Source organism: Rummeliibacillus suwonensis (assembly GCF_007896435.1).
GTDB lineage: Bacteria > Bacillota > Bacilli > Bacillales_A > Planococcaceae > Rummeliibacillus > Rummeliibacillus suwonensis.
Genome location: NZ_VCBL01000001.1, coordinates 2,221,296 through 2,247,341, shown reverse-complemented (window position 1 = coordinate 2,247,341; position 26,046 = coordinate 2,221,296). Strand labels below are relative to the sequence as shown.

Below are 26,046 nucleotides of genomic sequence, written 5' to 3'. Positions count from 1 at the left end.
AATATACAATACTATTATTAACTTAAGGGGGATCATTCTTCATGAAATCAACGAATTTGCAAGATACGTATTTGAATCAATTACGTAAAAACGGTATTTTTGTGACCGTCTTTTTATTAAATGGATTTCAATTAAAAGGAACAATACGTTCTTACGATAATTTTACGGTATTACTTGAAGTGGATGGCAAGCAACATTTGATTTACAAACATGCAATTTCAACATTCTCTCCATCGAAATCTATAGATTTACAACAAGAAGTAGAATAGTTTGATAAATCTCTTCTATATGAATCAATTTCATAATGCAAAATCTAGATAAAAAATACAAGCATCTTTTGTTAATATTCAGACTTGTTTGTTCCGCTCCACAACTATCAAAATAAGTCATTATTAAACGTTCGTATTTTTCAAGAAGAAAATGATTTATGCAATTGATTCATATAATTATTCATGTAAAAAACCATTTATAACTGGACTAGTTATAAATGGTTTTTCTATGAAGTTTTACATTAGGACTTGCTGGTTGATTTATATTTATTCTTATCCTGTACAATAAGATGGCAAGCTCTTTAGTTATGATGCAAGGAACAAATATGTGCCTCAATTCCCTATAAAAACTGGATTGTTTCAATTAACAAGCAGTGGGAGATGAAGAAAACTTTTCACTGTGCGTAATTTTATTCTACAGGGACCTTATAAAGCTGAAATATAGTAGAAATGATGAATAGTTGACGTATAAGAAAGAATTGATAAGATTAAATAGGACTTAGTTTAGAAATGGAGTCGATAGAGATGGCATATATGTCCAATTTAACGGAAGAAACAATGATTTTAGCCAAAAAAATAGAAGAAAAAGTGAAACCTTACTTAGAAAAGGCAGATGACATGGCATTTTACAACCAACAAAAGGTATTAGCTGCTTTTCGTCATAATAATGTCAGTGAAAGTCACTTTTATCCGTCAACAGGCTATGGCTATGATGATGAAGGACGTGATACGTTAGAACGTGTATATGCTGAAACATTTGGGGCAGAAGCTGCCATTGTTCGACCACAAATTATTTCAGGTACACATGCGATTACACTCAGTCTTTTCGGGGTTTTGCGCCCAGGAGATGAGCTCATTTATATAACAGGAAAACCGTATGATACATTACAATCGATTGTAGATGGTGGTGACAAAGATACAGGCTCTTTAAAAGATTTCCATATAAGTTATCAACATGTTGATTTACTTGATGATAAAGCTGTCGATTGGGAGCGTGTTAAAGAGGTAGTTTCAGATAAAACGAAAGTCATTGCTATTCAACGATCAAAAGGGTATGCAGTAAGACCTTCCTTTACGATAGATCAAATAGAGGATATGATAAAAAACATTCGTGCTATTAAAGAAGATGCGATTATTTTTGTCGATAATTGTTATGGTGAATTTGTTGATGCAGTTGAGCCGACAGAGCTAGGTGCGGATTTGATGGCAGGTTCCCTGATTAAAAATCCAGGTGGTGGTCTTGCGAAAGTTGGAGGCTATATTGCTGGAAAAGCGAAATATGTCGAACAATGTTCATATCGAATGACTTCTCCAGGTATTGGAGCAGAAGCAGGTCCATCGTTAAATGCACTGCTTGACATGTACCAAGGATTTTTCTTATCACCACATGTCGTCGCACAAGCTTTAAAAGGAGCCATCTTCACTTCCGCTATTTTAGAAGAAGTTGGCATGAAACCATCACCGCGTTATGATGTAAAGCGTACAGATCTAATACAATCTGTATCATTCAATACACCAGAACAAATGATTCAATTCTGTCAATCGATTCAAGCAAACTCACCTGTCAATGCACAGTTCGCTCCTCAACCTGCACCAATGCCAGGTTATGAAGATGATGTGATAATGGCTGCAGGCACGTTTGTTCAAGGTGCAAGTATTGAATTATCTGCTGATGGTCCGATCCGTCCGCCATATACTGCGTATGTGCAAGGTGGACTAACCTATGAGCATGTAAAATACGCAATCCTAAATGCTGTTCAAAATTTGCAAAAATGATGTAAACTCATGAAACATGCTTGATTCCTGTTACAAATTTCATGTAAAGTGAGCTTGAGAGAAGTTAGTTTAATGTAATCATTTCTAATGATATGTTTTTGACTATAAGCAACCTTATAAACAAAGGTTGCTATCTCTCATATTTTTTGATAATTGAATCAATTTCATCATACACAGTTTAAAGGACAAACCTGAACACTATATGAATACAGCTGTTGTTAGTTAGGAAAAAATTAGAGTAATGGTGAGACGAAATAAAAAATAATGTCCTATTATGAACTCTGTATGTATGGATTCTTGCTATGGCTTGCTCGAGTCATCAAAAATAGAATTTAGTTCAATGCCTCATGGGAAAAGTAAGACGAAAATCAGCTAATACTTTATATTTTAGTGGATAAGATTCGATAATCAACACATCTTAATGTATCCAAAGAGAAAACCAAAATGTATGGATGAAATGGATTCTTTGGAATAAGCATGATTCACTGAACACGAACATGATTGAAATTTTAAACAATTACGCCAATGTGTAATAAAGAGAAGCTAGAAAACTCCATATTGACGGGCTTTTTTTAATAGTTTAAAATTAAATGTAAATAATTCTAACATGTTATTGACAATAATAATAACATCATGTATTATAAATCATGTGAAAGGTAAGGTGAAGGAAATGAGTAAGGAAATACGTAAGACCATGCCTTTGCTACCAATCAGTATAGTTATGCAGCTAACTGATTTAACTGCTCGCCAAATTCGTTATTACGAAGAACATGAGCTGATCACGCCTGCTAGAACAGAAGGCAACCGTCGAATGTTTTCATTAAATGATGTTGATGTTTTGCTAGAAATTAAAGATTTGTTGGATCAAGGCATTAACATGGCAGGTATCAAGAAAGTCTTCGCAATGAAGAATGAGCCAGTAGTGGCAAAACAAGCAAAAACTGAAATAACTGATGATGATCTAAGACGCATTTTAAGGGAAGAAATGCAACAAGCACAAAGGATGCAAAAAACTTCAATTCGTCAAGGTGATTTATCTCGATTCTTTTTATAAGAGCCGAGTATAATAAAATTTTATTACATATTTATAGGAGAGTGATTCGTGTGGCAAAGTACACAAAAGATGATATTCGTAAACTTGTAGAAGAAAAAGAAGTTAAATTTATTCGTTTACAATTTACAGATATCTTGGGCACTATTAAAAATGTAGAAGTTCCAGTCGACCAATTAGAAAAAACCTTAGATAATAAAGTAATGTTTGATGGTTCTTCTATTGAAGGTTTCGTACGTATTGAAGAATCTGATATGTACTTATATCCTGATTTAGATACATTCATCGTTTTCCCATGGACTGCTGATAAAGGGGCTGTATGTCGCTTTATTTGTGATGTATATAGTCCTGATGGTACTCCATTTGAAGGAGATCCACGTAATAACTTACGTCGTGTGTTAAAACGTATGGAAGACCTAGGCTTCACAAGCTTCAACTTAGGACCTGAACCAGAATTCTTCTTATTCAAATTAGATGAAAAAGGCGAACCAACTCTTGAATTAAATGACCAAGGTGGTTATTTCGATTTAGCACCAACAGACTTAGGTGAAAATTGCCGTCGTGACATCGTGTTAGAACTTGAAGAAATGGGCTTTGAAATTGAAGCATCTCACCACGAAGTTGCTCCTGGTCAACATGAAATTGACTTTAAATATGCCAATGCAATTGAAGCATGTGATAATATCCAAACATTCAAATTGGTTGTTAAAACAATTGCACGTAAACACGGCTTACACGCGACATTTATGCCAAAACCATTATTCGGTGTAAACGGTTCTGGTATGCACTGTAACGTTTCATTATTTAAAGGTAAGGAAAATGCATTTTATGATGAATCTGGTGATTTAAAACTAAGTGAAACTGCATATCAATTTATGGCTGGTGTGTTAAAACACGTTAAAGGTTTCACAGCTGTTACAAATCCAACAGTCAATTCTTACAAACGTTTAGTACCTGGTTACGAAGCACCATGTTATGTAGCTTGGTCAGCTCAAAACCGTTCACCATTAATTCGTGTCCCAGCTTCTCGCGGTTTATCAACTCGTATCGAAGTCCGCTCAGTTGACCCATCTGCTAACCCATATTTAGCAATGGCTGTTATTCTTCAAGCAGGTTTAAATGGTGTTGAACAACAACTTACTCCACCAGCAGCAGTAGATCGTAACATCTATGTGATGAATGCTGAAGAGCGTGCAGAAGCAGGTATCGGCAACTTACCAGCTAACTTGAATGACGCTCTTGCAACACTTGCAGAAGATAAAGTTATCCAAGATGCTCTTGGCTCACACATCTATGCTAACTTCCGTGAAGCAAAAGAAATCGAATTCGATATGTTCCGTACACAAGTTCACCAATGGGAACGTGACCAATACATGAAAATGTATTAAGATTGAATGCGTTGGGGCTCTAAGCTCCAACGCTTTTTTTATTTATCACGAATCCGAGTTCGTGGTAAATAAATTTGAAAGTTACCACATTTTTACCACGAATTTTTTCCTTCTCCAATCATTTCATGTTATTTCGCATATATTTATCCTGGAGCTATTTAATATGTCTGCATTTTCTCCACATAGTAAAAGCCAATATTTATGAGGTAATTTTACTGATGAAACTTTAGTGACTTTTGTTGAAAAAGGCAAAATTTCAGATGTCGGAAGGCGCGAATCATTAACGCTGAAATAATGTAGGGCAATGTGTGCAGCAAACGCAATCAACCGACTAGCGTTATTTTTATAGTGAAAATGAGTGAACTTTATTAAAGGTAATTCTCCCTCTTTGTCGAAATAAGTAGAAAGAGAGGAAGGGGTTCGTATGAAAGATGTTTTTTTAACGGCTCTTACTAAAGTTGTTAACGAGACAAAAGGATTAAGTCTTAATATTACGTTAAATGCACATGGCACAACAATTTCCGGTAGCTTGATTGGCTATGAAACTTATTTAAAAGAGCTGAGTAACAGCTTTAAAAAAGCTAACAGTGATTCTACAATTGCAGAAGTATTTTCGGATAAATTTACTAAATTAGCTGATGTGACTGCGACATCTTCCTTAAGTAACAAAAGTGAAAGTAAAAATCACGACCCTAATTTTATCCATTTAAAGGACGTAAGAATTGTAAATTCGAATGGCGATTTTATTACTAACACACTATGGAGAGGAAAAATAGATTCAATTGACGGATTCTTTTTCGGTGCATTCTAAAAATTTAATAGGAGCACACATCCATTTGGGTGTGCTTTTTTATCCCGCATTAACGGGCAGTAAGAACCCCATCTCAAGGTTTAGAGAGAAACGAGAAAGTTAGGTGGGGATCAACTGCCCGTAAAAGCCCGATTGGTTTAGCTAACCATCAGTGGGGGATGGAGTAAGCTCCCACTGATGGAAGCTTCACTTTATCGCATGTCGCGAAATTTTTTAAAGTCGATGATGTGATGGTGACAGGGGAGAATAGAAAATTAATCCATCAACAAATTATCCTTGACTTAACGAGTTAAAATAATATTAGACAAATGTGTATTTGTAGTATATAATGAAATTAATAAAGTCCTTTATAGGAAAAAAGTTGAATTCACATATTACAAAGAGTAATCGTGTTTGTTCGGTACTTTTTGTAATATGTGAATTTTTTTCTTTTAAAAACTTATATATTAATAATTATTTAATGGAGGTCATTTAAATGACACAAGGTACAGTAAAATGGTTTAACGCAGAAAAAGGTTTCGGTTTCATCGAAGTTGAAGGCGGAGCAGACGTATTCGCTCACTTCTCAGCAATCCAAGGCGACGGTTTCAAATCTTTAGACGAAGGTCAAAAAGTTGAATTCGAAGTTGAAGAAGGTAACCGCGGACCACAAGCTGCAAACATTGTTAAACTTTAATCTTTAATTGGTTAAAGAAGTATTAAAAAACCAGAGGAATCCTTTCAATAGGATTTCTCTTTTTTTATTTAGTTTGACTCTAATATCTATATACATAAAATATGAAAAGAGGAAATATGTTGTGGGATTATAGCTTTATTACCACGAGCCATCATAATTCCTTACCACATACTTACCACGAATTCTTGAGATATTATGATTTTCTATGATAAAAAAATCCCTAAAACATTGATATATCAATATCCTTGACATTGTATGATTAAAACAATTCTTGTAAGCCTTGTTCCGTACACAAGTTTACCAATGGGAACGTGATCCAATATTTGAAAATGTACTAAGTTTAAATTCGTTAGGACTCCAAGCTCCAACTCTTTTTATCTACCACAAGATTTTTATTTTAAGTCAATTTTTTACATTGATTCAAAAATTTATTTTCCTCTTTTTTGTGATTCACTTTCAATTCTTCAGATAACCCGGTCTACTTCAGCCAATGTCTTTTCTTGGTAGCTAGGCGATGAATTTTCCCTAAAGCCTAAAAAGAGATTCAAGTAAAACATGTTTTTTACCCTTTTCACATTATCAAATTGAGGATAGCTCGATCAGCTGTGTTAAGAGGGGGAATGGTAAATGAAGAAAATTTTTGGAGACTGTGGCGAAGGGATAGTGATGCCTTGCAATGATGAAGAACGGTAAATAAGAACGTAGTGTATGTAATGAGTAAGAAAAAGGATAAAATTGAATAATTAACATGTATGAGAATATAATCGAAAATTTAAGTCATACTAATAAGGGCTCGGATTGTATCACCATCATTAAAAAGGAAGGGAGCATATCGAAAATGAATCACTTTTTGGCAATCATTATTAAATTACTAATGATTACAGCCGTTGTCACTTTTATTAATTCATTTATTTATGGCGGATTAATCACTAATTCTCTGCTTATTAGTTTGATACTAACATTTGTTACCTATATTGTTGGTGATTTGTGGATCTTTACTAAATCGAGTAAACAACACGAATACGTTTGGAGAAATACAATCGCTACTTTTTCAGACGCTATCTTGGTTTTCATCATCATCTATTTTGTGGGTTCCACGTTGAACGATCAAAATAATGTCGATTTACTTTCGTCAGCGTTTGCCTCTGCATTAGTATTAGGTATAGTGGAATGGCTATTCCATAAATATATGGATGTTGTAGTGTTTAAAAATCAATTAAAGAGGATTACTGAAAGAGAACCAAATGGACATATTTAGCCACAATTTTTGATAAGATTTTTTATAGTTAAGCCTAATCTATAAGATAAAATGAAGGATGTTGAAAAGGCTGAAAGAACTAAATATTTCCTTTAGACTTTTCCCTACATTTGTGCCCCGGATTGTAGGGATTTTTTTATGAAATGATCAAGCCTTTTCGTGATTAATATTTTCTATTTTGATGAATTTAAAAACTAAAACAAAAAGAATGATTCCGATCAAACCAGCAATGATGTAACTTAAATTGAGATAATTCACCATTAACACCGACATTAGTGGAGGACCGGCAGCAACTCCTATATATCGTGCAGAACTATAGAAAGAAGTAATAGTACCTCTTTTTTCTTTACTAATATTTTCAGTAATAATTGCATCAAGTGCTGGTAAGAGAGAACCTAAGCCCATACCAGCCACGCTGGTGATAGTGAGCAGTAAAACTAAATGTTCTTTTAAAAATCCAACGAATATTATGCTAATGGAAATGACCAATAAACATAAAATGATGGTTCTTTTAATTGTTTTTAAATCTCCTTTAATTTTCTTTCCAACCAAATAGGAAGCAATACATAAAGTTAATAATGGAATCGCTAACAGAAATCCCTTCTTCACGCCATGAATGTTGAAAGCTTTTTCCAGAATATCTGATAGGAAGAATAACATTGCAAATAAAACAAGCATAACATAGGCACCATTGATAAAGACTACATATAACCAATTGCCATTCTTTTTAAACGTTTTTTTAACAGTGCTTAAAAATTCGTTGAAACGTATGGTTTCTTCTTTCTTCTTAGGTACTTTAACAAAGAAAAAGATGAGGATCATAGAAATCAGGCTGAAAATTGAAATAGAGAAAAAAGGTAAAAACCAGATCAATGCGGCAAATGCAGATCCGAGTATTGGACTTAATACTTTTCCAAATGTATTAGACGTTTCGATAATCCCAAGGGTGGAGCTCACTTTTTCATCGTCTCCATTAAATAGATCTCCAACCAATGGCATCACAATTGGAAACGCTCCAGCAGAACCTATGCCTTGTAATATTCTTCCCCATATAATAGTGACGTAAGGATCGTCCATTTTCCAAGAGGCAAAAGCAGAGATTAATCCACCGATACATGTTAAAAATAAGCTAGGTAAAATCACCATTTTTCTTCCAAATCGATCTGATAAATAACCGGCAACCGGGATAAGAAGAATAGCTGCAACAGAAAAACTAGTGATGATCATACTTGACTTAAAGGAAGATATGTCAACCTTTTTTTCTAGAATGGAAAGTACAGGAATTAACATAGAATTTCCTAAAGTGATCACTAAAGGGACTGAAGCTAGACTTATAATGCACCCAATACTAACTTTTGCAGTGCTTGAATCTTGTTTGTTCATATTACACCTCTATTTTTCCGTCAATAAAGGTATCGTATCCGAAAAATCTTATTATATACTTCCTTTTAACAAATAGATGGTTAAAAAAGTGATTCATATGCCCTAAATCCAAAATGTAAGCCAAAGCCTACCATAGAAAGAGAAGAGGCAACAGATAAAATATTTAAAAAAGTGCTAGATAAGAATTTTTTCGAGCCGCTTGAAATGGTTGCCATTGTTAAATCGACCAAAATGATACCAAATAAAATAAGACAACTATAAATAATAATTTCAAAATGATTTTTACCAGAGCCACCTACTAAGACAGAACCATAAATTCCCAACCAAAAAAGGATGGTCAGAGGATTTAATAAGGCTATAAGAAATCCTGATAGAAAGGAATATCTTAAGCGAATTGTTTTTTTTAAATAAGAATCTAACTTCCTTTTATGAAGTGATAGTAAGTTTTCAATACCAGTATAGACTAAGACGAAGCATCCGAAAGACCAGAGAATCGATTTAATAAATGGATATTCGACCAACTGACCAATTCCCAGGTATACCATTAACATATAGACAATATCAGTGGCTATGGCACCTAGACTAAAGAACCAAGCATGAAAAAAGCCATTGGTAATACCCAAATTTAGCAAAGTCGCTTTTACTGGGCCAATTGGTGCAGCCAATGATACCCCTAATAAAAAATATGGAAATATAGAATTCATAAAGATTAGCCTCCGCCGCTGTATGATGTTAAATATTATATTCGGCTAATGCACATGTTAAAACTAATACAAAATAAAATTTGATGATGAAGAATGCGTTTCATCATGCAAAAATAGCTATAAAATCTAATCATAATCATAGAAACGCATCATTCAAGGTGATAAGATAAGGCGTATAAAGAATTATTATTTTATGAAAGGGTATGGATCACAGATGCCTGGAACAGAAAAAAAAGTGAAAATTAAACAAGCAAAATACCAGATTATTGCTGCAGATATTGCATCGAAAATAGTAGAAAATAAATATCATGTTGGAGAGAGAATATATGCTCGCTCTTCTTTAGCAAGTCAATATGGTGTTTCTTCTGAAACAGCGCGTCGTGCAATTGCGGTATTGCAGGATTTAGAAATTGTTGAAGCGACAAAAGGTTCTGGCGTTATTATTAAATCCTACGAAAAAGCTGCAAAGTTTGTTCATCAATTACAAGATGTACAATCTGTGAAGGAAATACAACGCGATATGCTAGAAACGATTATTCAGCAAAAAGAAGAATTGGAGAAGCTTGAAAATTTAACAAAGGAATTAGTCAGTAGGGCAGATCGTTTTCATTCCCTCAATCCATTTGTCCCTTTCCAAGTAACGATTACTGATTCATGTGTCTATTTAAATAAGACAATCGAAGAAATGAATTTCTGGCAAAATACAACTGCTACGGTAGTGGGGATTCGGAGAGGACAGGAAATTCTATTATCACCGGGCCCATATGCTACATTACATGATCAAGATGTCCTTTATTTTATTGGAAATGAACAGTGTATAGGCATTGTTCAAAATTTCCTTTTTACAGCCAACCAATAGTTGCTGTCAAGATGTACTTTAATGCCAAGTAAAACTTAAGGAATAGTCCCCAAAAAACATGAATGCTGATCGAATGCATTCATGTTTTTTATTATTTAGCAAAATTCCCCTGAGACTATTGAAATAGAGATGATTTGACCAAAGTAACAACTCTTTGTTATCATTAAGTTGTCACTTAAACGATAAATCATAAATTGCTTCCCTACAAAAGAATAAAATGTCTAGGAGAGATGTATTTGCAAAAAATAAAAATTGATCATGTCAGTAAAGTATTTGGAAAACATACAAACCAAGCACTTAAACTTGTGCAAAATGGAGCTTCTAAAAAAGAAATTTTGAAAAAAACAGGTGTAACGGTAGGGGTTTATAACGCTAGTTTTTCAGTAAACGAAGGTGAAATATTTGTCATTATGGGGTTATCGGGTAGTGGTAAATCTACGCTTGTTCGTTTATTAAATCGATTAATAGAACCAACAAACGGTGATATTTTCATAGATGGCGAGAATATTTCAAAGATGAATAAAGAACAGTTGAGAAATGTACGGCGGGAAAAAATGAATATGGTGTTCCAAAACTTTGGATTATTTCCTCACCGAACGATTTTACAAAATACAGAATATGGACTCGAAGTACGAGGAATCTCAAAAGAGGAACGTCGACAAAAGGCGGAACAAGCATTAAAAAATGCGGGTTTACTAGATTTTAAAGATCAATATCCCCATCAATTATCTGGAGGGATGCAGCAACGTGTAGGATTAGCAAGAGCATTAGCGAATGATCCAGATATTTTATTGATGGATGAGGCCTTTTCAGCACTAGATCCGCTTATTCGAAAAGAAATGCAAGATGAATTATTAGATTTACAGGAAACGATGCAAAAGACCATTATATTTATCACACATGACTTGAACGAAGCTCTACGCATAGGCGATCGAATCGCTATTATGAAAGACGGACAAATTATCCAAATTGGTACTGGTGAAGAAATTTTAACAAATCCGGCAAATGAATATGTTCGTCATTTTGTTGAAGATGTGGATCGCTCTAAAGTGTTAACTGCAGAAAATATTATGATACGTCCAATTACGGTAAACGTAGAACAGGATGGACCCAAAGTGGCACTTTCTCGTATGAGAGAAGAAAAAGTTAGTTTACTAGTGGCGATTGATAGAGCGCGTAATTTAAAAGGATACATTACTGCAGATGATGCCTTAGAATCCGCAAAACGTGGCGATAAAGATATCAAAAAAATCGTTCAAACAAACATGATAACTGTCAATCACGATACACTTATTCAAGATGTTTTTCATGTGATTTATGATGCTCCAACACCCGTAGCGGTTATGAAAAATAATCGGTTGGTGGGTATTTTAATCAGAGGTGTTGTGATTGAAGCGTTAGCAAAGGGAAATGAGGAGGCGATTTTGCATGAGTAACTTCCTCGATAATATTCCAAGACTGCCAGTTGCCGATTGGACGCAAAGTGCAATGGATTGGATGACAAAGAATTTTTCAGGATTGTTTGATGCATTGCAATCTAATGGTGAATGGTTAATGGATTCCATCACCAATTTATTGACTACTATACCACCGATCCTATTTATACTGATCATAGCTATCATAGCATTTTTAGCTTCAGGTAAAAAATTAGGATTGACCATTTTTTCTATAATCGGTCTGTTATTTATCTACAATCAGAATTTATGGGATGAGCTTATGAATACAGTGACACTTGTATTATTTGCAAGTCTTATTTCTATTATTTTGGGTATTCCAATTGGAATCATCATGTCTAAAAGTAAATGGGCAGAGGAAGTCATTAAACCGATTTTAGACTTTATGCAAACAATGCCGGGCTTTGTTTATTTAATACCAGCCGTTGCCTTTTTTGGAATCGGTGTTGTACCAGGTGTATTTGCATCTATTATATTTGCTATCCCCCCAACTATTCGTTTTACAAACCTCGGAATACGCCAAGTGCCAAAAGAGCTAGTAGAAGCTTCGGAATCCTTTGGTAGTACTCCATCTCAAAAATTATTCAAGATTGAACTTCCTCTTGCAAAATCAACAATCATGGCAGGGATCAATCAAACAGTTATGCTGGCTCTTTCAATGGTAGTAATAGCATCTATGATTGGTGCACCTGGATTAGGACGTAAAGTATTGTCAGCTTTACAACGTGCACAAGTGGGAAATGGTTTTGTAGCAGGATTAGGTTTAGTGATTTTTGCTATCATTATTGACCGTCTTACACAAAGCTTTAATAAGAAAAAATACGAATAAGAAGGATGATTAGATGAAATTCAAAAAAATAAAATCTTTAGGTCTTGTAGTGGGGTTAGGTTTAAGTGCTATTTTAGCTGGATGTGGTTCATCAGATAGTAACTCTGCAAATTCTTCCAAAAATGAGAAAATCAATTTGGCTTATGTGGAATGGGATACAGAAGTCGCCTCAACGAATGTTATTGGTAAAGTACTTGAGGATATGGGTTATGATGTAACATTAACGCCACTCGATAATGCAATTATGTGGGAAGCTGTTTCAAAAGGTGAGGCAGATGCGATGGTGGCAGGTTGGCTACCAAACACACATGCGGCTCAATATGCCAAATATAAAGATAGCTTAGAAGATCTTGGAACAAATTTAAAAGGTGCAAAAGTGGGCTTGGTTGTACCTGCATATATGGATGTTGACTCCATCAGTGATTTAAAAAAAGAAGCCAATAGCACCATTACAGGAATTGAACCTGGTGCAGGTGTTGTGGCAGCAACTGAGAAGGCTTTAAAGAACTATGATAATTTAACATCATGGAATGTTAAAACATCTTCTTCGGGTGCAATGACAGTTGCGCTTGGTAAAGCTATCAAAGACAAAAAAGATATCATTGTCACAGGTTGGTCACCACATTGGATGTTCCAAAAATATGATTTGAAATATTTAGATGATCCAAAAGAAATCTATGGTAAAGAGGAATCTATCCATACGTTTGCTAGAAAAGATCTAAAAAAAGATTCACCAGAAGCATATAAAGTATTGGATCAATTCCACTGGTCTACAAAAGATATGGAGCAAGTGATGCTTGATATAGCAGATGGGAAAGACCCAGAAGAGGCTGCAGAAGATTGGATTAAAGATAATCAGGATAAAGTCGATAGCTGGACAAAAGATGCGGTCAAAAAATGATCTTGTCAGCAACGCCATTTCCAAGCTTAAAATCGATAAATAAGCGTTAACGAGGGACGATCACGGAAGATGGTATGCCGGTAAACAGGAAGAAACTTTCACTCTTACTAGGGTAGAGTAGTTAAATCGGCTTTTGCAATAACAAATCAGATAAAATGTTAATTGAGACAAATAGAAAGTTGAAATTAAAAGCTTTTCGTTTTTAGAATTTAGTGTGGGGGAACCTCATTCACTGAATACAAACAATCAATACATCTGATTGTCGATAATTAATAATGGTTTTAGGAATTTGAAGAAACACCTCATTTCTAGTATGTGTATTTCGTGACATCTACTAAAATGAGGTGTTTTTTATTTTTCTCAAAAGCTCCTATTGACTGGATAGTTGTTTATTTTTATGATATAAGAAATTGATTCGAACGATCTTGACCGAAATATGCACTTGCTGAAATATAGACATAGATATTATTCAAAAGTAATGAAAAAAGAGACATAGTAAACTATATCCCTTTCCATTACTTTTTATCTTGCTGTTTTTTCCAAACTTCATAGAAGATTTCAAATTGCTCAAGTGCATCCATTAGCTTTTCAGGATTGTCATGGAAGAATAAATCTTCTCTTACTAGAAAGAAATCAACTACTTCTCTTTGATAAGGAGTTAAACTTGTATACTCTTCGTTTGTGATACCAGCATTTTCAAATTCTTTTGGATTCATAGCATCTGAACGACCAAGTAAAAAATCTAAAGAGACATCATATAAATCAGCGATTTTAACCAACATTTCATTATCAGGCTGTCTAGTTCCATATTCCCAGTTCGCGTATGTTGAAACAGTTTTGATGCCTAATTTATTTGCTACGTATGTTTTAGTCCAACCTCTTTTTTCTCTTAAATAAGTAAGACGAGTGCCTAAGGTATCCACATAATCACCCCTTAAGAATAGATTCTATCATCTTTTACACAATTTATGTAAAAAAATACTCAAAAAGAGTAATAAAAGGTTGACTTACTCAAAAAGAGTGAATATAATAGGAATATAGTTACACAAAATGAGTAATGAGGTGAGGAGAATGAATGATAGATTGCGCGAAGCTAGAAAAGCTAAAGGAATAACAATTACTTACTTATCAAAAAAATTAGGCTATAAAAGTGCTTCAGGTTATGCAAATATTGAATATGGGATAGTAAAGCCTTCACTTGAGAACGCAAGAATAATAGCTGACATTTTGGAAATGCCAATAGAAGAGCTTTTTTTAACCAAAAGTTACACAAAATGAGTAATTTATATAAAAAACTATTTGCTTTACATTATCTACTGATAAAGAATCAATCGAGCAATAAGGTATAGAGACAATACAATTGGACTCGAATTCACATCGCCGATCATCACCATAACATGAATTTTTAATCGATAAGGGAAAAGAAAAGGAATATAGGTGAAATAGGGGATTGATCATTAAAAGGATATTTCGCCGATTGCATGAATTATTAGTGATCGTTTTAACAAAATAGCGGTACATCACAATTAACATGATCAACTAAAGCAATACTTGATATTTATCTCACATTTAGATACAGGAAGAACCCCCACTTTATAAAAAGCAAAAAGGATAAGTGGGGGTTCTTCCTGTCTGTAAAAGTCTGCTGATTTACAGTGGTTACAAAAAAACAACCACTGTATAAATTATTACTTTATTAAAATTGAATGAATTTCATAAATCATTTTCTTCTTAAAAAATACAAACATTTAAGAATAACTAATTTTGATAGTTGTGGAGCGAAAGACGGCGACTCCTCGAAAATGTATGCGCATTTCCTTCGTGCGGTGTGAGTTCAAGGAGGATTATTCAAAGTCCTACGGGAAAAGCTTGAGCTGAAAGCCCCGCAGGAACGTTTTAAGGGACAAAGCCTAAGTTCGCCACGTCCTGTGGTAACGGCTTCACATCTGTCGCTTACGCTTTCGATGCGGAAGGAGATCTGGAGTCAACATCGTGTTGACTCGAGGAGATTGAAGCCAAGCCCGTGGAAAGCGCCTCCTGGAGCAGAACAAAAATTTCTGAATATTAATGTTCATGTTGTTTTGAAATGTTCTTGTTTTTTATCTGAATATTGTATTATGAAATTGATTAATTTATATGAAATTAAATAAATTGGTTAAAATATTATTCCTCCATCCTGCAAATTTATAAGAAAATAAGGTAAAATATACTGAATAGTAAAATGAATAAATTAGGAAATAGGGAATGCTATTTAAAAATGATGTAGGTACTTGAACATGCTTTTAAATATGAAGTTATTACTGTTCTTAATTTACTAATATTTCTATAACATGATACATTTTTATACTTTTAGTAACATGTTTATACAATTCTAGGAGATTTAATAGTATCCTTAGTATTGTAATACAAAGTAATCTTTATTTATCAATAAATTAGTGTAGTAGTTTACGTCAATTCAATGGGGGGAATAAATTGGTGGTAAACAAATTTAGAAAAAGTAAGAAAGAAGAGCCTGACTTATTAGGTGAGATTAAAAGAAATGAAAAAAACGTTGTAATAGCAGCGAATTCTACTAGTGAAATTCAGAGCATTTTAAAAATGGCTGGTTTTACTATCTATGATTTAGCTGCTATTCAATTATTGCAACTGTATGTGAAGCAAAACATTGAAAAAATTGTGGATAATTTTTATTCAAATTTAGCAAATGAGCCAAGTCTCATGAAAATTATTGAAGATCATAGTTCAGTAGAACGTTTGAAAAAAACACTTACTGACCATTTGATCCAACTTTTTTCTGGTAAAATTGATTCAGAATTTATACAGCAACGATATAAAATTGCGCAGGTGCATGTCAGAATAGGATTGCAACCAAAATGGTATATGCTTGCATTTGCAGATTTAACAAACAGTTTAAATGAGATCGTTTTTGAAAATACGACAAGTAAAGAAGAATATGCAGCATTTTCCAATGCTCTCAATAAAATTTTATCTATAGAACAGGTTATTGTATTGGAAGCCTATGATAAGGAAAATGAAAGAGTCAAGAAAATATCACAGATGGAAAAAGAGAAAGCTCAAAATGAAGTGCATGACATGGCAGAAGAGCTTGCATGCATTACAGAGCAAGCAAGCGTGTCCCTACAACAGGTGTCTGGGCAGTCAGTCCAATTAGTGTCTGTTGCAAAAGAAAGTTCTTTATCCGTACAAGAAATCGAACAACAATATTTGGATGCCCAACAACGCCTTAATGCTCAAATGGAAGCGATGAAAAAGATTGAAATACGTATGGATGAAGTGAACGAGCAGATCGGGATCCTTAAAGGGACATCAGCAAAAATTCAAGATGTTACAGGAATCGTTTCTTCTATAGCCGATCAGACAAATCTCTTAGCTTTAAATGCTGCTATTGAGGCTGCGCGTGCTGGAGAACATGGAAAAGGTTTTGCTGTAGTTGCAGATGAGGTTAGAAAACTTGCTGTACAAACAAAAAGCAGTTTAGCTAACGTCAGTACGCTAATTTCTGATACGAATAAGGGAATTGAAGGAGTCACTGGATCAGTTGCTGAAGCGAACGATTTAGTATCCGATGGGGTCAAAGAAATTACACAACTCGATCAATTTTTTGATCAAGTGTTTACACTTATGGAACAAATTAAAAAGGGCAGTATGAAGATCGATGAAGAATTACAATCACTCGTTACTGTAATCGAAGAAATTTCAAATGGCGTCAATAATGTAGCGGTATCTACTGATCATTTGAATGAAATTGCTAAACAAATGAAGTAGAATAACATAGAAATAAAGTTTCAGATAAAGTTGTGCAAAATAAGTTAAAATATAGCTTTGTATTCTTTCATTAACATGCCTTATTCATAAGGTTGTTAAAAAGAAGTGATAATGTTCAAGAATAGAATTTTGACTACTTTGGGTTTGAATAAGTATAAAGGATTCTCATCGTTTTTATTTTTTACTATTTAAATAATGCAAACGAGTGAAACAAATTTTTTTGTGATCACATGTGAAGAGGATATTGAATACAGGCATTTTTATAAAAAGGCGATTTAGTAAAATATCAATATTTATCCCGTATTAATAGGCAGTAATACTTCCCACTCAAAATTCAGCGAAGGTAAAGAAGTTAAGAGGGAGAACAACTGCCGCATGCGCCCGATTAGTTCGGGCCAACAAGATGTTGGTCTCTCAGGTGTTACCACAGGACGTGGCTCTCTTAAACTGAGTTCCTCTATTTCAGTAGGGGGAAGAAGAAAAACTCCACTGATGAAAGTTTCGCTTTATAAGGTCAGTTGAGTGATTATATGAAGAAAAGCATCCAAATCTATTTAATTAGAATAGTTTTGGATGCTTTTTCATATAAAAGATTAGTGGACGTTTCGGTACAAACCAACCACTTTACCAAGTACAGAAACTTTTTCCACAATGATAGGGTCCATAGAGGAATTTTCGGGTTGAAGGCGGAAATATCCATCTTCCTTAAAAAAACGTTTTACTGTTGCTTCATTTTCTTCAGTCATAGCAACAATAATATCGCCATTATCGGCAGTTGATTGTTGCTTGACAATCACATAATCACCATCTAAAATACCAGCTTCAATCATTGATTCACCCATAATTTCAAGCATAAAGATGTGATCATCTGAAGTTCCATAAAAATCTGGAATCGGGAAATATTCTTCTATATTTTCAATGGCTGTGATCGGCATACCTGCCGTTACTTTTCCAACTAGAGGTACATGGATCACACCTTGTTTTGTAATATTGTCTTGGTCCAAAATCTCTATTGCGCGAGGTTTTGTAGGATCACGACGAATGAGTCCCTTGCTTTCAAGACGATTTAGGTGGCCATGTACAGTAGAACTCGACGCTAACCCCACAGCCTCTCCAATTTCTCGGACGGAAGGTGGGTATCCCTTTGTGCGAACTTCCTCTTTAATAAACTCTAGTATATCTTCTTGTCTTTTTGATATTTTTTTCAATCTGCTCACCTCTTATCTTAGTTTCCTGCTAATTGTTAAATTTAGTATAGCATTACCGAACAAGCAACGCAAACATAAGTTCGAAAAAAGTGTTTGACAAAAACAAACGTTCGTTTTATATTAAGAACATATATTCCGAACAAACATTCGATAAAGGGGAGATTTGTATGAATTGGGTTAAAAGAAATCAAAATACGGCATTATTTATGGTATTTGCAGTCATCTTTATGGCTATTCTACTTCTAATTAATAGAGATACAACAACATATACAAATATTAAGGTACAAGAAGGTGATACACTTTGGTCTCTGTCTGATCGATACAAAGGAGATTTATCTAATGCTGAGTGGGTTCGTCTAGTAAAAAATGAGAATAATATTATGGATGATGAAATTATTGCTGGTCATACTTTAATCATTCCTGACCATAAACAAACTGATCCAACAAACAAAGAAATAGTATTGGCAAGTGACAAAAATGACGAATAAAAAAGCAGTACTTTATTGTCGAGTAAGTACAGAAAAGGAAACACAAGATACGTCGATTGAGAGACAGGAAATTGAGCTGAGAGCATTTGCTCAGTCAAAGGGTTATGAGGTAGTAGCAGTATTTAAAGATAGACATAGCGGGTATGACATAGAACGCGAAGGCTTACTGGAATTGCTGGATTTTGTAAAGGAATACCACATTATGAATTTATTTATCCAAGATGAAACACGTTTAGGACGTGGTAATGGTCGAATGGCTGTTTTACATTTGCTTAAAAAGTTGAATGTGGATATCTTTACTTTAAGTGATGCTGGCACTATCAAATTAAATGAAATGGATACGATGCTCCTCGAAATTTTAGCCATTGTTGAAGAATATCAACGAAAATTGCATAATGCAAAGATACGGCGTGGCATGAAAAGGGCTGTACAAAATGGTTATAGGCCAGAAAATAACTTAAAAGACCGCGGCAATGTGGAAGGTAGAGAGAGAATTGATGCACCAATCGAACAGATTGTTCATTTAAGAGAGAAGGGGATGACTTTTGAGGAAATTACTGCAACATTAAAAGGACTTGGTTTCCAAATAAGCAAGGCTACCGTTCATAGGCGTTATAAAGAATATGAAGAAGAGCAAAACCTTAAAAATTGAAAATAGATCAGGCATGTTAAGAAGATTCCATTAAAGTGTAATAGTTAAAAATCGTATATTTTACGGACAATATTAGATATCAACTCGACTGAGAAAGGATATTTGACAAAATGATTAGGTAGCAGAATCTCGGTTAAGAAATTCTACTGCCTTTTCGTTTTAAATATCAGCATACTTTCTGTATATAAAATCATTAATGCTTTTTCTAATTCTTCATAAGAAGCATAGGCAAAAGATAGACGAATATGATGTGCATCCTCTATATCATAGATATAGCCTGGATTGATCAATACTTTCTCTTTAAGTAACTTTAAAAAGAATTCTTTTGTAACAATCGGCTCATTAAATCTTAACCAAATATAAAATCCTCCCAATGGTTTTTCCCATGTAGCAATTGCATGAAAGTATTTGTGAAGTATGGATTCGATAAATGCCGCACGTATTTTTAATTGAGATCCTAATTCGGCTAAATGCTTTTCATAAAGTCCTGATGTAAGCCAATAAGTAACGATTTTTTGCGAAATTGCACTAGAACCATAATCCATTTGCATTTTAATATCAGCCAGTCGTTTTATAACAGGGGTTGGTCCAATAACCCAGCCTATGCGTAACCCTGGACTTAATGTTTTAGAAACACTACTGACATATAATACTTGTCCAGAAGAATCTAAAGATTTGATTGACGGAAGAGGAGTATCAAACAATAATTCAGCATAAACATCGTCTTCTATGATAGGTATTCGAAGAGATTTACACATTTCATAGAAATTTTGTTTTTCCTTTGCTGTCCAAACAGTTCCGGTCGGATTATGAAGGGTAGGGACAGTATAGTATATAGATTGCCGATTCTTTTTGAATGAACATAATGTCTTTTCTAGAGACTCATCACGTTTAATGGATTTCATTCGCATACCAAATGATTGGAATGGATGAATGGAATTCAAATATGAACAGCTATCTTGAAAGACAATCGATCCTGATTCAAATAATCCCAATGCCATTAATTGAAGAGCTTGAAGTGCACCAGAAACAATGAGTATATTGTCAGGTGTAGTTGTAATTCCACGTTTTTTTACATATTGGCAGATCGCCATTCGTAATTCGTCACTCCCCTGTGGAGAAGAATAACCAATATCTTTTTCATGAAAGGTTAGTTTTTGAAGTGATTCTGTCAATTTTTTTGTCGGTAATAATTTGGGAGAAAGTTCACCTGTCCCTAATCGTATGATGGAACTGTCTTGTTCATATTCGTTTATAAGTTGAATCGTACGATCATTCGGTTTATGGATACTAGTATCAATATATCTTTGCCAGTTTGGTTGAGGCTTTTTTGCAAGAAGATTCCATGAATTATTGGCAACAAAAGTACCAGCCCCTATTTTTGCCTCTAAGATGCCATCTGCCTTTAATTCTTCTAAAGCCTGTTGAATAGTGCTTCTGTTAACTTCGAATTGCATGGCTAATTGTCGTTGTGTTGGAAGCTTTGTGCCTACTCCCCAATTTCCTAATTGTATCTGTTCTGTCATCCAGTTTATAATTTGATGCTGTAAGCTAATGGATGTATTATGAATTGGTTTCCACAATCATATCAATCTCCCTTTTACTAAATTGGATGGTTGAATTACCAACCAATTGGACCTTTTCTTCTTTTTATAACATTGTACGATATTAAAAGAAAGGGAGTTGGATGATGCAAGCATTTTTTCATGGATTTATCCTAGCATTCGGATTGATTTTGCCATTAGGAGTACAAAATATTTTTGTTTTTTCACAAGGGGTCACACAGCCCAATATTTATAAAGCCTTACCTGCAACATTAGCAGCAGCTTTATGTGATACGTTGCTAATTGTTTTGGCGATTTTAGGAGTATCAATGCTCGTTTTACAATTTGAATGGATTCGTTTGATTTTGTTAATCGTGGGTATCCTATTTTTATGTTATATGGGAAAAGCTATTTGGAACGCAGGAGCGTCCAATTTTGAAAATAATCGAGCATTGTCCCTAAAGGAGCAAGTTCTTTTTGCTATATCCGTTTCATTGTTAAATCCCCATGCTCTATTAGATACAGTGGGAGTAATAGGTACTAGTGCATTAAAATACAAGGGTTTTGACCAAACTCTTTTTACAGTAGCTTGTATTAGTGTGTCATGGATTTGGTTTTTTGGTTTAATGATAACTGGCTCTTCTATGAAAAAACTACAAATTTCAGGAAAAGTATTTCTTCTTTTTAACAAGCTTTCTGCCTTGTTTATCTGGGGAACTGCTATTTATTTAGCAATCAGTTTGATATAGTCGCTTATCATCATTCCAATAAAAGATTTCTTTAAAAAGGAATCCAGCACGACCTATAAGATTTTATAGGATATGAGCTTTAAACTTGTGCTTAAACTCTTTTTTCATTGTTGAGCGTTAGTGAAACGACGAATGGAGACTCGTGGCTTTAATTATGAGAAATCGTTGGGCATGAGGGCTGGTCTTTACCAGTTCGAAAGCCAACGTTTTAAGCTCACGACTACCTTTCTCTTTTGTCCGCATTTTGTTCTCTTTTCCAACTGAAACACGGTATAATGATTTTAGTGATCGATTCAAGAGAAAACCGTTATGTGTCTGCTGTCAATCATCAGGCAACTCAGGCACTTGTTGAACGTTATCCGAAAGGAACTGCTTTGTTCTTGAAGATTTGACTGGTGTTCGTAATGCAACGGAAAAGGGTACGTGTTAAAAGACCATTATGTGTCCGTTTCTTGGGCGTTCTACCAATTTCGACAAATGTTAGAGTACAAAGCGGAATTAAATCACCAACGCGTTATTTTGGTAAAACCGAAATATACATCTCAAACCGGTCTCAAATGTGGACACATTGAAAAAGCAAATCAAAACAAGAAAACCCATATATTTTGTTGTAAAAATTGTCACTATACATCAAATGATGACCGTATAGGAATCTACATCGCTAAGGGATTGAAGCAATCTCCGAAGCATGCAGTATCACTGAGGCATGACCTTTTTGGTAAGGGCGAAATCAACCGTCCTGCGAGTGCAAGTTCTCGACTTTAGTCGTGAGTTGTTGATATCTTTATATTCATGTAGTGATGAAAGGAGCATCTTAAATGTTGCCAAAAGAAAAAATTCAACGTATTAACTATTTATCCAAGAAATCAAAAGAATCAGGTTTAACAATAGAGGAAGCAAAAGAACAAACAGCCCTTCGTAAAGAATATTTAGACACTTTCCGTGAGCATATGCGCAAAACAATTGAGAATGTTCGTGTTTTTGATCCAAATGGAGATGAAGTGACACCAGAAAAAGTACGTGCTATTCAAAAAAGAAAAGGGCCTTTAAATTAACAGAACCAATTGCTGAAAAAGCATTGTTTTATGTCAAAATCTTGACTAAACTGAAATAGAATAATATTTTGCTTTAAGAAAGGATGTCTATTCATGACTGTACAAGCAGATCAGCTTGCAATTAATACAATCCGTACTTTATCCATTGATGCAATTGAAAAGGCTAATTCCGGTCATCCGGGACTTCCAATGGGTGCAGCACCAATGGCTTATACTCTTTGGACAAAACAATTACATCATAATCCAAAGAACCCTAAATGGTTTAACCGTGATCGATTTGTATTATCAGCTGGACATGGTTCGATGTTATTATATAGCTTACTTCATTTAGGTGGCTATGATTTACCAATGGAAGAGATTAAAAACTTCCGCCAATGGGGTTCATTAACTCCTGGACACCCAGAATATGGTCATACTGCTGGTGTTGAGGCAACAACTGGCCCACTAGGACAAGGAATTGCAATGGCAGTCGGAATGGCTATGGCTGAATCGCATTTAGCCAGTGTGTATAACAAACCGAATTACGATATTATCGATCACTATACATTTGCACTATGTGGAGATGGTGATTTGATGGAAGGTGTTTCTGCAGAAGCAGCTTCACTTGCAGGCCACTTACAATTAGATAAATTGATCGTTCTTTATGATAGTAATGATATTTCTTTAGATGGCGATTTAAATAAATCATTCTCTGACAATACGGCTGAACGCTTTAAAGCATATGGCTGGAATTATTTAAGAGTAGAGGACGGCAATAATGTTGAAGCCATTAATGCTGCCATTGAACAAGCAAAAGCTCATAAAGGACAACCAACTTTAATCGAAGTAAAAACCATTATTGGTTTTGGTTCGCCAAATAAATCTGGAAAATCAGCTTCTCATGGTTCACCACTTGGTACTGAAGAAGTAGTCTTAACAAAACAAGCATATGAGTGGGAAAATGATGATTTCTTTGTTCCAGCAGAAGTTTATGAAACATTTAAACAAGCAGCTAAAATTCAAGGAGAAAATGTTGAAGCAGCTTGGAATGCACAATTTGATGCGTACAAAGAGGCTTTCCCTGAATTAGCGATCCAATTAGAACAAGCGATCACAGGAGAACTTCCAGCAGACTTTGACGCTGAAATTCCAACTTATGAATTTGGTAAGTCTATTGCAACTCGTTCATCTTCAGGAGAAGTGATCAACGCTTTAGCTAAAAAAATTCCAGCGTTTTTCGGTGGTAGTGCTGACCTTGCTGGTTCAAATAAAACAACGATCAAAGGTGCAGGAGATTTTTCAGCAACTGATCGAAAAGGCCGTAATATTTGGTTTGGTGTGCGTGAATTTGCAATGGGTGCTGCTCTTAATGGTATGGCACTCCATGGAGGCTTAAATGTCTTCGGTGGTACATTCTTCGTATTTTCTGATTACGTGCGTCCAGCAGTTCGACTTTCAGCACTTATGGGATTACCTGTAACTTATGTCTTCACACATGATTCAATTGCTGTCGGAGAAGATGGACCAACTCATGAGCCAATCGAACATTTAGCAGCCTTACGTGCAATGCCAAATTTATCGGTTATTCGTCCAGCAGATGCAAATGAATCGGCTGCAGCTTGGAAACTTGCGATATCCTCCAAAAACCGTCCAACTGCATTAGTATTATCTCGTCAAAACTTACCGGTTCTTGATGTTGATGTGCAAGCTGTGTATGAAGGTGTAGCTAAAGGTGCTTATGTAGTAGCAAAAGCCGAAAAAGAAATTGCAGATGCATTACTTTTAGCAACAGGTTCAGAAGTGCAATTAGCTGTAAAAGCAAAAGCTGAACTTGCAAAAGAAGGAATCGATGTAACAGTTGTTTCTATGCCTGATTTTGTTCGTTTTGAAGAACAAGATGCAGCATATAAAGAAAGTGTATTGCCAAAAGCTGTAACAAAACGTTTAGCTATCGAAATGGCCTCATCATTTGGTTGGCATAAATATACTGGTTTTGAAGGCGATGTACTGGCGATCGATCATTTTGGTGCAAGTGCTCCAGGACAAACAGTCATGAAAGAATATGGTTTCACAGTTGACAATGTAGTAGCAAAAGTGAAAGCATTATTAAAAAAATAAAAATTTTTAAAAGAGTAGAGGTGATTTGCCTCTACTTTTTGTTTTTTGACAAAGAAAGTGGATTATTTACAGTTCAAATTGACAAAATATTCAATAGATTGATGGTATAATTACTTGAAAGAAGGGAGTGGCAAAAGATGCGTGTTTACTCAATCTTTCATGTCAAGAAAAAGCATCAGTCGTTTGTTTATGGGAGAGAAAGGTTATTATTTGAATTGATTAATGATTTAAAGTCTGAAAAAAATGCCTTATATCCATCACAAGAATTAACGTATTTATGTGAGCTGCTGCCAGTAGAGGAGATTGAAGATTTCATAGAACAATATTTAAACAAAAATTTTTCTGCCATTCATAAGAAAAATCATGAGATTTTTTTGACAAACGAATTTAAGGGCGATTTACATATTGAAATACAGCCATACTATATGGTCGTGACATGTGTAGGATCGCGAATGTTAGAATTGGATCTTTTTGCGGCACTATCAAAGATTAGTTCTGGTTTTATCGGCTTTAACAAAAATGAAATGGAGTGTGGGTGGCTAAAACCGCCCAAATTTTCAGTACTTGCAAAGTGATAAATCAGATAAATGGTAGTATCGAAATAGTTTTTATTGTATAATCCTCTTTGGAGATATTTTTCTCGCATGCGAATTTTAGAGGAGGAACATAAGTGAATACTGGATTAGCGATTACTTTAATAGTAGTAGCATTAATCGTAGGTTTAGTTGGCGGATTTTTTATCGCTCGTCAATATATGGTGAAATATTTAAAAGAAAATCCACCAATTAACGAACAAATGTTACGTGTAATGATGAGTCAAATGGGACGTAAACCATCGGAAAAACAAATTAAACAAATGATGAATCAAATGAATAAATTAAGCAATAAATAAAAAAATGCTGCCTCAAGACCAAGATTTGGAGGCAGCATTTTTTTTATTTGATTACAGGCGTGTTAATTGCCCACTGAAATATAGATATTTCGTTGATTTCCGCTACGGCTTGCTCGCTTTCCTGCGGGCGAACGGTGAAACCTCCTTAGCGAAGCTACAGGGTCTCAACTGTTCGCTTTTCCCCGCGGGACATTGAATGGACTTCCTGAATCCACA

26 protein-coding genes and 1 pseudogene are annotated in these 26,046 nt (G+C 34.7%); 22 read left to right on the top strand and 5 right to left on the bottom strand.

The genetic code is table 11. The annotated features are described in order from the left end of the window. The first annotated feature begins 41 nt into the window (after positions 1 to 41). The 7 genes from hfq (at position 42) to FEU33_RS10270 (ending at position 7,229) form a co-directional block, all read left to right on the top strand. Positions 42 to 269, top strand: a complete 228-nt coding sequence (gene hfq, locus FEU33_RS10300) for an RNA chaperone Hfq (protein WP_146549281.1) — start codon at positions 42 to 44, stop codon at positions 267 to 269. A gap of 525 nt (positions 270 to 794) precedes the next feature. Then, positions 795 to 2,045, top strand: coding sequence for a methionine gamma-lyase family protein (locus FEU33_RS10295; protein ID WP_146549280.1), 1,251 nt, complete (start codon positions 795 to 797; stop codon positions 2,043 to 2,045). 670 nt (positions 2,046 to 2,715) lie between these two features. Next, entirely contained in the window at positions 2,716 to 3,099 is a 384-nt protein-coding gene (locus FEU33_RS10290; RefSeq protein ID WP_146549279.1) for a MerR family transcriptional regulator, read from the top strand. 50 nt (positions 3,100 to 3,149) lie between these two features. Continuing rightward, positions 3,150 to 4,484, top strand: a complete 1,335-nt coding sequence (gene glnA, locus FEU33_RS10285) for a type I glutamate--ammonia ligase (RefSeq protein ID WP_146549278.1) — start codon at positions 3,150 to 3,152, stop codon at positions 4,482 to 4,484. A gap of 424 nt (positions 4,485 to 4,908) precedes the next feature. Beyond that, positions 4,909 to 5,295 (top strand): gas vesicle accessory protein GvpU, encoded by a 387-nt coding sequence (gene gvpU / locus FEU33_RS10280; protein ID WP_146549277.1) that lies wholly within the window; start codon positions 4,909 to 4,911, stop codon positions 5,293 to 5,295. Positions 5,296 to 5,770: 475 nt separating this feature from the next. Then, positions 5,771 to 5,971: a cold-shock protein gene (locus FEU33_RS10275; RefSeq protein ID WP_146549276.1), complete on the top strand. Its 201-nt coding sequence runs from the start codon at positions 5,771 to 5,773 to the stop codon at positions 5,969 to 5,971. 838 nt (positions 5,972 to 6,809) lie between these two features. Further along, on the top strand, positions 6,810 to 7,229 hold the full coding sequence (locus tag FEU33_RS10270; RefSeq protein ID WP_186731383.1) for a DUF2512 family protein: 420 nt from the start codon (positions 6,810 to 6,812) through the stop codon (positions 7,227 to 7,229). A 147-nt stretch (positions 7,230 to 7,376) separates the two neighbouring features. Here the strand turns inward: FEU33_RS10270 and FEU33_RS10265 are convergent, their stop codons facing one another. Together FEU33_RS10265 and FEU33_RS10260 are read right to left on the bottom strand one after the other, a co-directional pair. After that, on the bottom strand, positions 7,377 to 8,612 hold the full coding sequence (locus tag FEU33_RS10265) for an MFS transporter (RefSeq protein WP_146549274.1): 1,236 nt from the start codon (positions 8,610 to 8,612) through the stop codon (positions 7,377 to 7,379). Between the two features lie 80 nt (positions 8,613 to 8,692). Next, complete coding sequence (locus FEU33_RS10260) at positions 8,693 to 9,316, bottom strand: LysE family translocator (protein WP_146549273.1); 624 nt, start codon at positions 9,314 to 9,316, stop codon at positions 8,693 to 8,695. 214 nt (positions 9,317 to 9,530) lie between these two features. On the opposite strand from FEU33_RS10260, the gene FEU33_RS10255 reads away from it, so the two are divergent. The 4 genes from FEU33_RS10255 (at position 9,531) to FEU33_RS10240 (ending at position 13,359) form a co-directional block, all read left to right on the top strand. Further along, complete coding sequence (locus tag FEU33_RS10255; protein WP_146549272.1) at positions 9,531 to 10,175, top strand: GntR family transcriptional regulator; 645 nt, start codon at positions 9,531 to 9,533, stop codon at positions 10,173 to 10,175. 236 nt (positions 10,176 to 10,411) lie between these two features. Beyond that, a complete protein-coding gene (locus FEU33_RS10250) occupies positions 10,412 to 11,611 on the top strand; it encodes a quaternary amine ABC transporter ATP-binding protein (protein WP_146549271.1) in 1,200 nt (399 codons plus the stop codon). Then, positions 11,604 to 12,458 (top strand): ABC transporter permease, encoded by an 855-nt coding sequence (locus tag FEU33_RS10245; RefSeq protein WP_146549270.1) that lies wholly within the window; start codon positions 11,604 to 11,606, stop codon positions 12,456 to 12,458. The genes FEU33_RS10250 and FEU33_RS10245 overlap by 8 nt, the downstream gene beginning before the upstream one ends. Before the next feature lie 13 nt (positions 12,459 to 12,471). Further along, the gene (locus FEU33_RS10240; protein ID WP_146549269.1) at positions 12,472 to 13,359 is read left to right on the top strand and encodes a glycine betaine ABC transporter substrate-binding protein; all 888 of its coding nucleotides are present in this window, start codon (positions 12,472 to 12,474) and stop codon (positions 13,357 to 13,359) included. 515 nt (positions 13,360 to 13,874) lie between these two features. Here the strand turns inward: FEU33_RS10240 and FEU33_RS10235 are convergent. Continuing rightward, complete coding sequence (locus FEU33_RS10235) at positions 13,875 to 14,282, bottom strand: helix-turn-helix domain-containing protein (protein WP_146549268.1); 408 nt, start codon at positions 14,280 to 14,282, stop codon at positions 13,875 to 13,877. A 148-nt stretch (positions 14,283 to 14,430) separates the two neighbouring features. Between FEU33_RS10235 and FEU33_RS10230 the strand changes: the two genes are divergently transcribed. The 3 genes from FEU33_RS10230 to FEU33_RS18825 all read left to right on the top strand — a co-directional run bounded on the left by FEU33_RS10230 (position 14,431) and on the right by FEU33_RS18825 (position 17,667). Continuing rightward, entirely contained in the window at positions 14,431 to 14,637 is a 207-nt protein-coding gene (locus FEU33_RS10230) for a helix-turn-helix transcriptional regulator (RefSeq protein ID WP_243881114.1), read from the top strand. Positions 14,638 to 15,834: 1,197 nt separating this feature from the next. Beyond that, positions 15,835 to 17,145, top strand: coding sequence for a globin-coupled sensor protein (locus FEU33_RS10225; protein WP_146549267.1), 1,311 nt, complete (start codon positions 15,835 to 15,837; stop codon positions 17,143 to 17,145). A gap of 375 nt (positions 17,146 to 17,520) precedes the next feature. Further along, the gene (locus FEU33_RS18825; protein ID WP_186731381.1) at positions 17,521 to 17,667 is read left to right on the top strand and encodes a hypothetical protein; all 147 of its coding nucleotides are present in this window, start codon (positions 17,521 to 17,523) and stop codon (positions 17,665 to 17,667) included. Between the two features lie 71 nt (positions 17,668 to 17,738). On the opposite strand, the gene lexA is transcribed toward FEU33_RS18825, so the two are convergent. After that, complete coding sequence (lexA, locus tag FEU33_RS10220; protein WP_146549266.1) at positions 17,739 to 18,353, bottom strand: transcriptional repressor LexA; 615 nt, start codon at positions 18,351 to 18,353, stop codon at positions 17,739 to 17,741. 167 nt (positions 18,354 to 18,520) lie between these two features. On the opposite strand from lexA, the gene yneA reads away from it, so the two are divergent. Continuing rightward, positions 18,521 to 18,841 carry a cell division suppressor protein YneA gene (yneA, locus tag FEU33_RS10215; protein WP_146549265.1) on the top strand — a complete coding sequence of 107 codons (321 nt, stop codon included), beginning with the start codon at positions 18,521 to 18,523 and terminating at the stop codon, positions 18,839 to 18,841. After that, positions 18,831 to 19,493, top strand: a complete 663-nt coding sequence (locus FEU33_RS10210; RefSeq protein ID WP_146549264.1) for a YneB family resolvase-like protein — start codon at positions 18,831 to 18,833, stop codon at positions 19,491 to 19,493. Before yneA ends, FEU33_RS10210 begins: the two co-directional genes overlap by 11 nt. Positions 19,494 to 19,636: 143 nt before the next feature. Here FEU33_RS10210 and FEU33_RS10205 read toward each other — a convergent pair whose 3' ends face one another. Next, a complete protein-coding gene (locus FEU33_RS10205; RefSeq protein ID WP_280524844.1) occupies positions 19,637 to 21,076 on the bottom strand; it encodes an aminotransferase-like domain-containing protein in 1,440 nt (479 codons plus the stop codon). Between the two features lie 107 nt (positions 21,077 to 21,183). Between FEU33_RS10205 and FEU33_RS10200 the strand changes: the two genes are divergently transcribed. The 6 genes and pseudogenes from FEU33_RS10200 to FEU33_RS10175 all read left to right on the top strand — a co-directional run bounded on the left by FEU33_RS10200 (position 21,184) and on the right by FEU33_RS10175 (position 25,830). Further along, positions 21,184 to 21,786, top strand: a complete 603-nt coding sequence (locus FEU33_RS10200; protein WP_146549263.1) for a LysE/ArgO family amino acid transporter — start codon at positions 21,184 to 21,186, stop codon at positions 21,784 to 21,786. A 287-nt stretch (positions 21,787 to 22,073) separates the two neighbouring features. Then, positions 22,074 to 22,551: pseudogene (locus FEU33_RS19120) on the top strand (zinc ribbon domain-containing protein); the annotation flags it as partial. A gap of 53 nt (positions 22,552 to 22,604) precedes the next feature. Beyond that, the gene (locus tag FEU33_RS10190; protein WP_146549262.1) at positions 22,605 to 22,841 is read left to right on the top strand and encodes a DUF896 domain-containing protein; all 237 of its coding nucleotides are present in this window, start codon (positions 22,605 to 22,607) and stop codon (positions 22,839 to 22,841) included. A gap of 93 nt (positions 22,842 to 22,934) precedes the next feature. Continuing rightward, positions 22,935 to 24,938, top strand: a complete 2,004-nt coding sequence (tkt, locus tag FEU33_RS10185) for a transketolase (RefSeq protein ID WP_146549261.1) — start codon at positions 22,935 to 22,937, stop codon at positions 24,936 to 24,938. A gap of 137 nt (positions 24,939 to 25,075) precedes the next feature. Beyond that, on the top strand, positions 25,076 to 25,513 hold the full coding sequence (gene sirA / locus FEU33_RS10180; RefSeq protein ID WP_146549260.1) for a sporulation inhibitor of replication protein SirA: 438 nt from the start codon (positions 25,076 to 25,078) through the stop codon (positions 25,511 to 25,513). A 95-nt stretch (positions 25,514 to 25,608) separates the two neighbouring features. After that, positions 25,609 to 25,830 (top strand): YneF family protein, encoded by a 222-nt coding sequence (locus FEU33_RS10175; protein WP_146549259.1) that lies wholly within the window; start codon positions 25,609 to 25,611, stop codon positions 25,828 to 25,830. Positions 25,831 to 26,046 lie beyond the last annotated feature (216 nt).

Bases quoted from the DNA above. Each gene is read 5' to 3' on its own strand.
- FEU33_RS10265 (WP_146549274.1), bottom strand. From the start codon at position 8,612: ATGAACAAACAAGATTCAAGCACTGCAAAAGTTAGTATTGGGTGCATT.
- FEU33_RS10275 (WP_146549276.1), top strand. From the start codon at position 5,771: ATGACACAAGGTACAGTAAAATGGTTTAACGCAGAAAAAGGTTTCGGT.
- sirA (WP_146549260.1), top strand. From the start codon at position 25,076: ATGCGTGTTTACTCAATCTTTCATGTCAAGAAAAAGCATCAGTCGTTT.
- yneA (WP_146549265.1), top strand. From the start codon at position 18,521: ATGAATTGGGTTAAAAGAAATCAAAATACGGCATTATTTATGGTATTT.
- FEU33_RS10260 (WP_146549273.1), bottom strand. From the start codon at position 9,316: ATGAATTCTATATTTCCATATTTTTTATTAGGGGTATCATTGGCTGCA.
- FEU33_RS10230 (WP_243881114.1), top strand. From the start codon at position 14,431: ATGAATGATAGATTGCGCGAAGCTAGAAAAGCTAAAGGAATAACAATT.
- hfq (WP_146549281.1), top strand. From the start codon at position 42: ATGAAATCAACGAATTTGCAAGATACGTATTTGAATCAATTACGTAAA.
- FEU33_RS10240 (WP_146549269.1), top strand. From the start codon at position 12,472: ATGAAATTCAAAAAAATAAAATCTTTAGGTCTTGTAGTGGGGTTAGGT.
- FEU33_RS10290 (WP_146549279.1), top strand. From the start codon at position 2,716: ATGAGTAAGGAAATACGTAAGACCATGCCTTTGCTACCAATCAGTATA.
- FEU33_RS18825 (WP_186731381.1), top strand. From the start codon at position 17,521: ATGCGCCCGATTAGTTCGGGCCAACAAGATGTTGGTCTCTCAGGTGTT.
- FEU33_RS10200 (WP_146549263.1), top strand. From the start codon at position 21,184: ATGCAAGCATTTTTTCATGGATTTATCCTAGCATTCGGATTGATTTTG.
- FEU33_RS10295 (WP_146549280.1), top strand. From the start codon at position 795: ATGGCATATATGTCCAATTTAACGGAAGAAACAATGATTTTAGCCAAA.
- FEU33_RS10255 (WP_146549272.1), top strand. From the start codon at position 9,531: ATGCCTGGAACAGAAAAAAAAGTGAAAATTAAACAAGCAAAATACCAG.
- FEU33_RS10190 (WP_146549262.1), top strand. From the start codon at position 22,605: ATGTTGCCAAAAGAAAAAATTCAACGTATTAACTATTTATCCAAGAAA.
- FEU33_RS10210 (WP_146549264.1), top strand. From the start codon at position 18,831: ATGACGAATAAAAAAGCAGTACTTTATTGTCGAGTAAGTACAGAAAAG.
- tkt (WP_146549261.1), top strand. From the start codon at position 22,935: ATGACTGTACAAGCAGATCAGCTTGCAATTAATACAATCCGTACTTTA.
- FEU33_RS10270 (WP_186731383.1), top strand. From the start codon at position 6,810: ATGAATCACTTTTTGGCAATCATTATTAAATTACTAATGATTACAGCC.
- gvpU (WP_146549277.1), top strand. From the start codon at position 4,909: ATGAAAGATGTTTTTTTAACGGCTCTTACTAAAGTTGTTAACGAGACA.
- FEU33_RS10245 (WP_146549270.1), top strand. From the start codon at position 11,604: ATGAGTAACTTCCTCGATAATATTCCAAGACTGCCAGTTGCCGATTGG.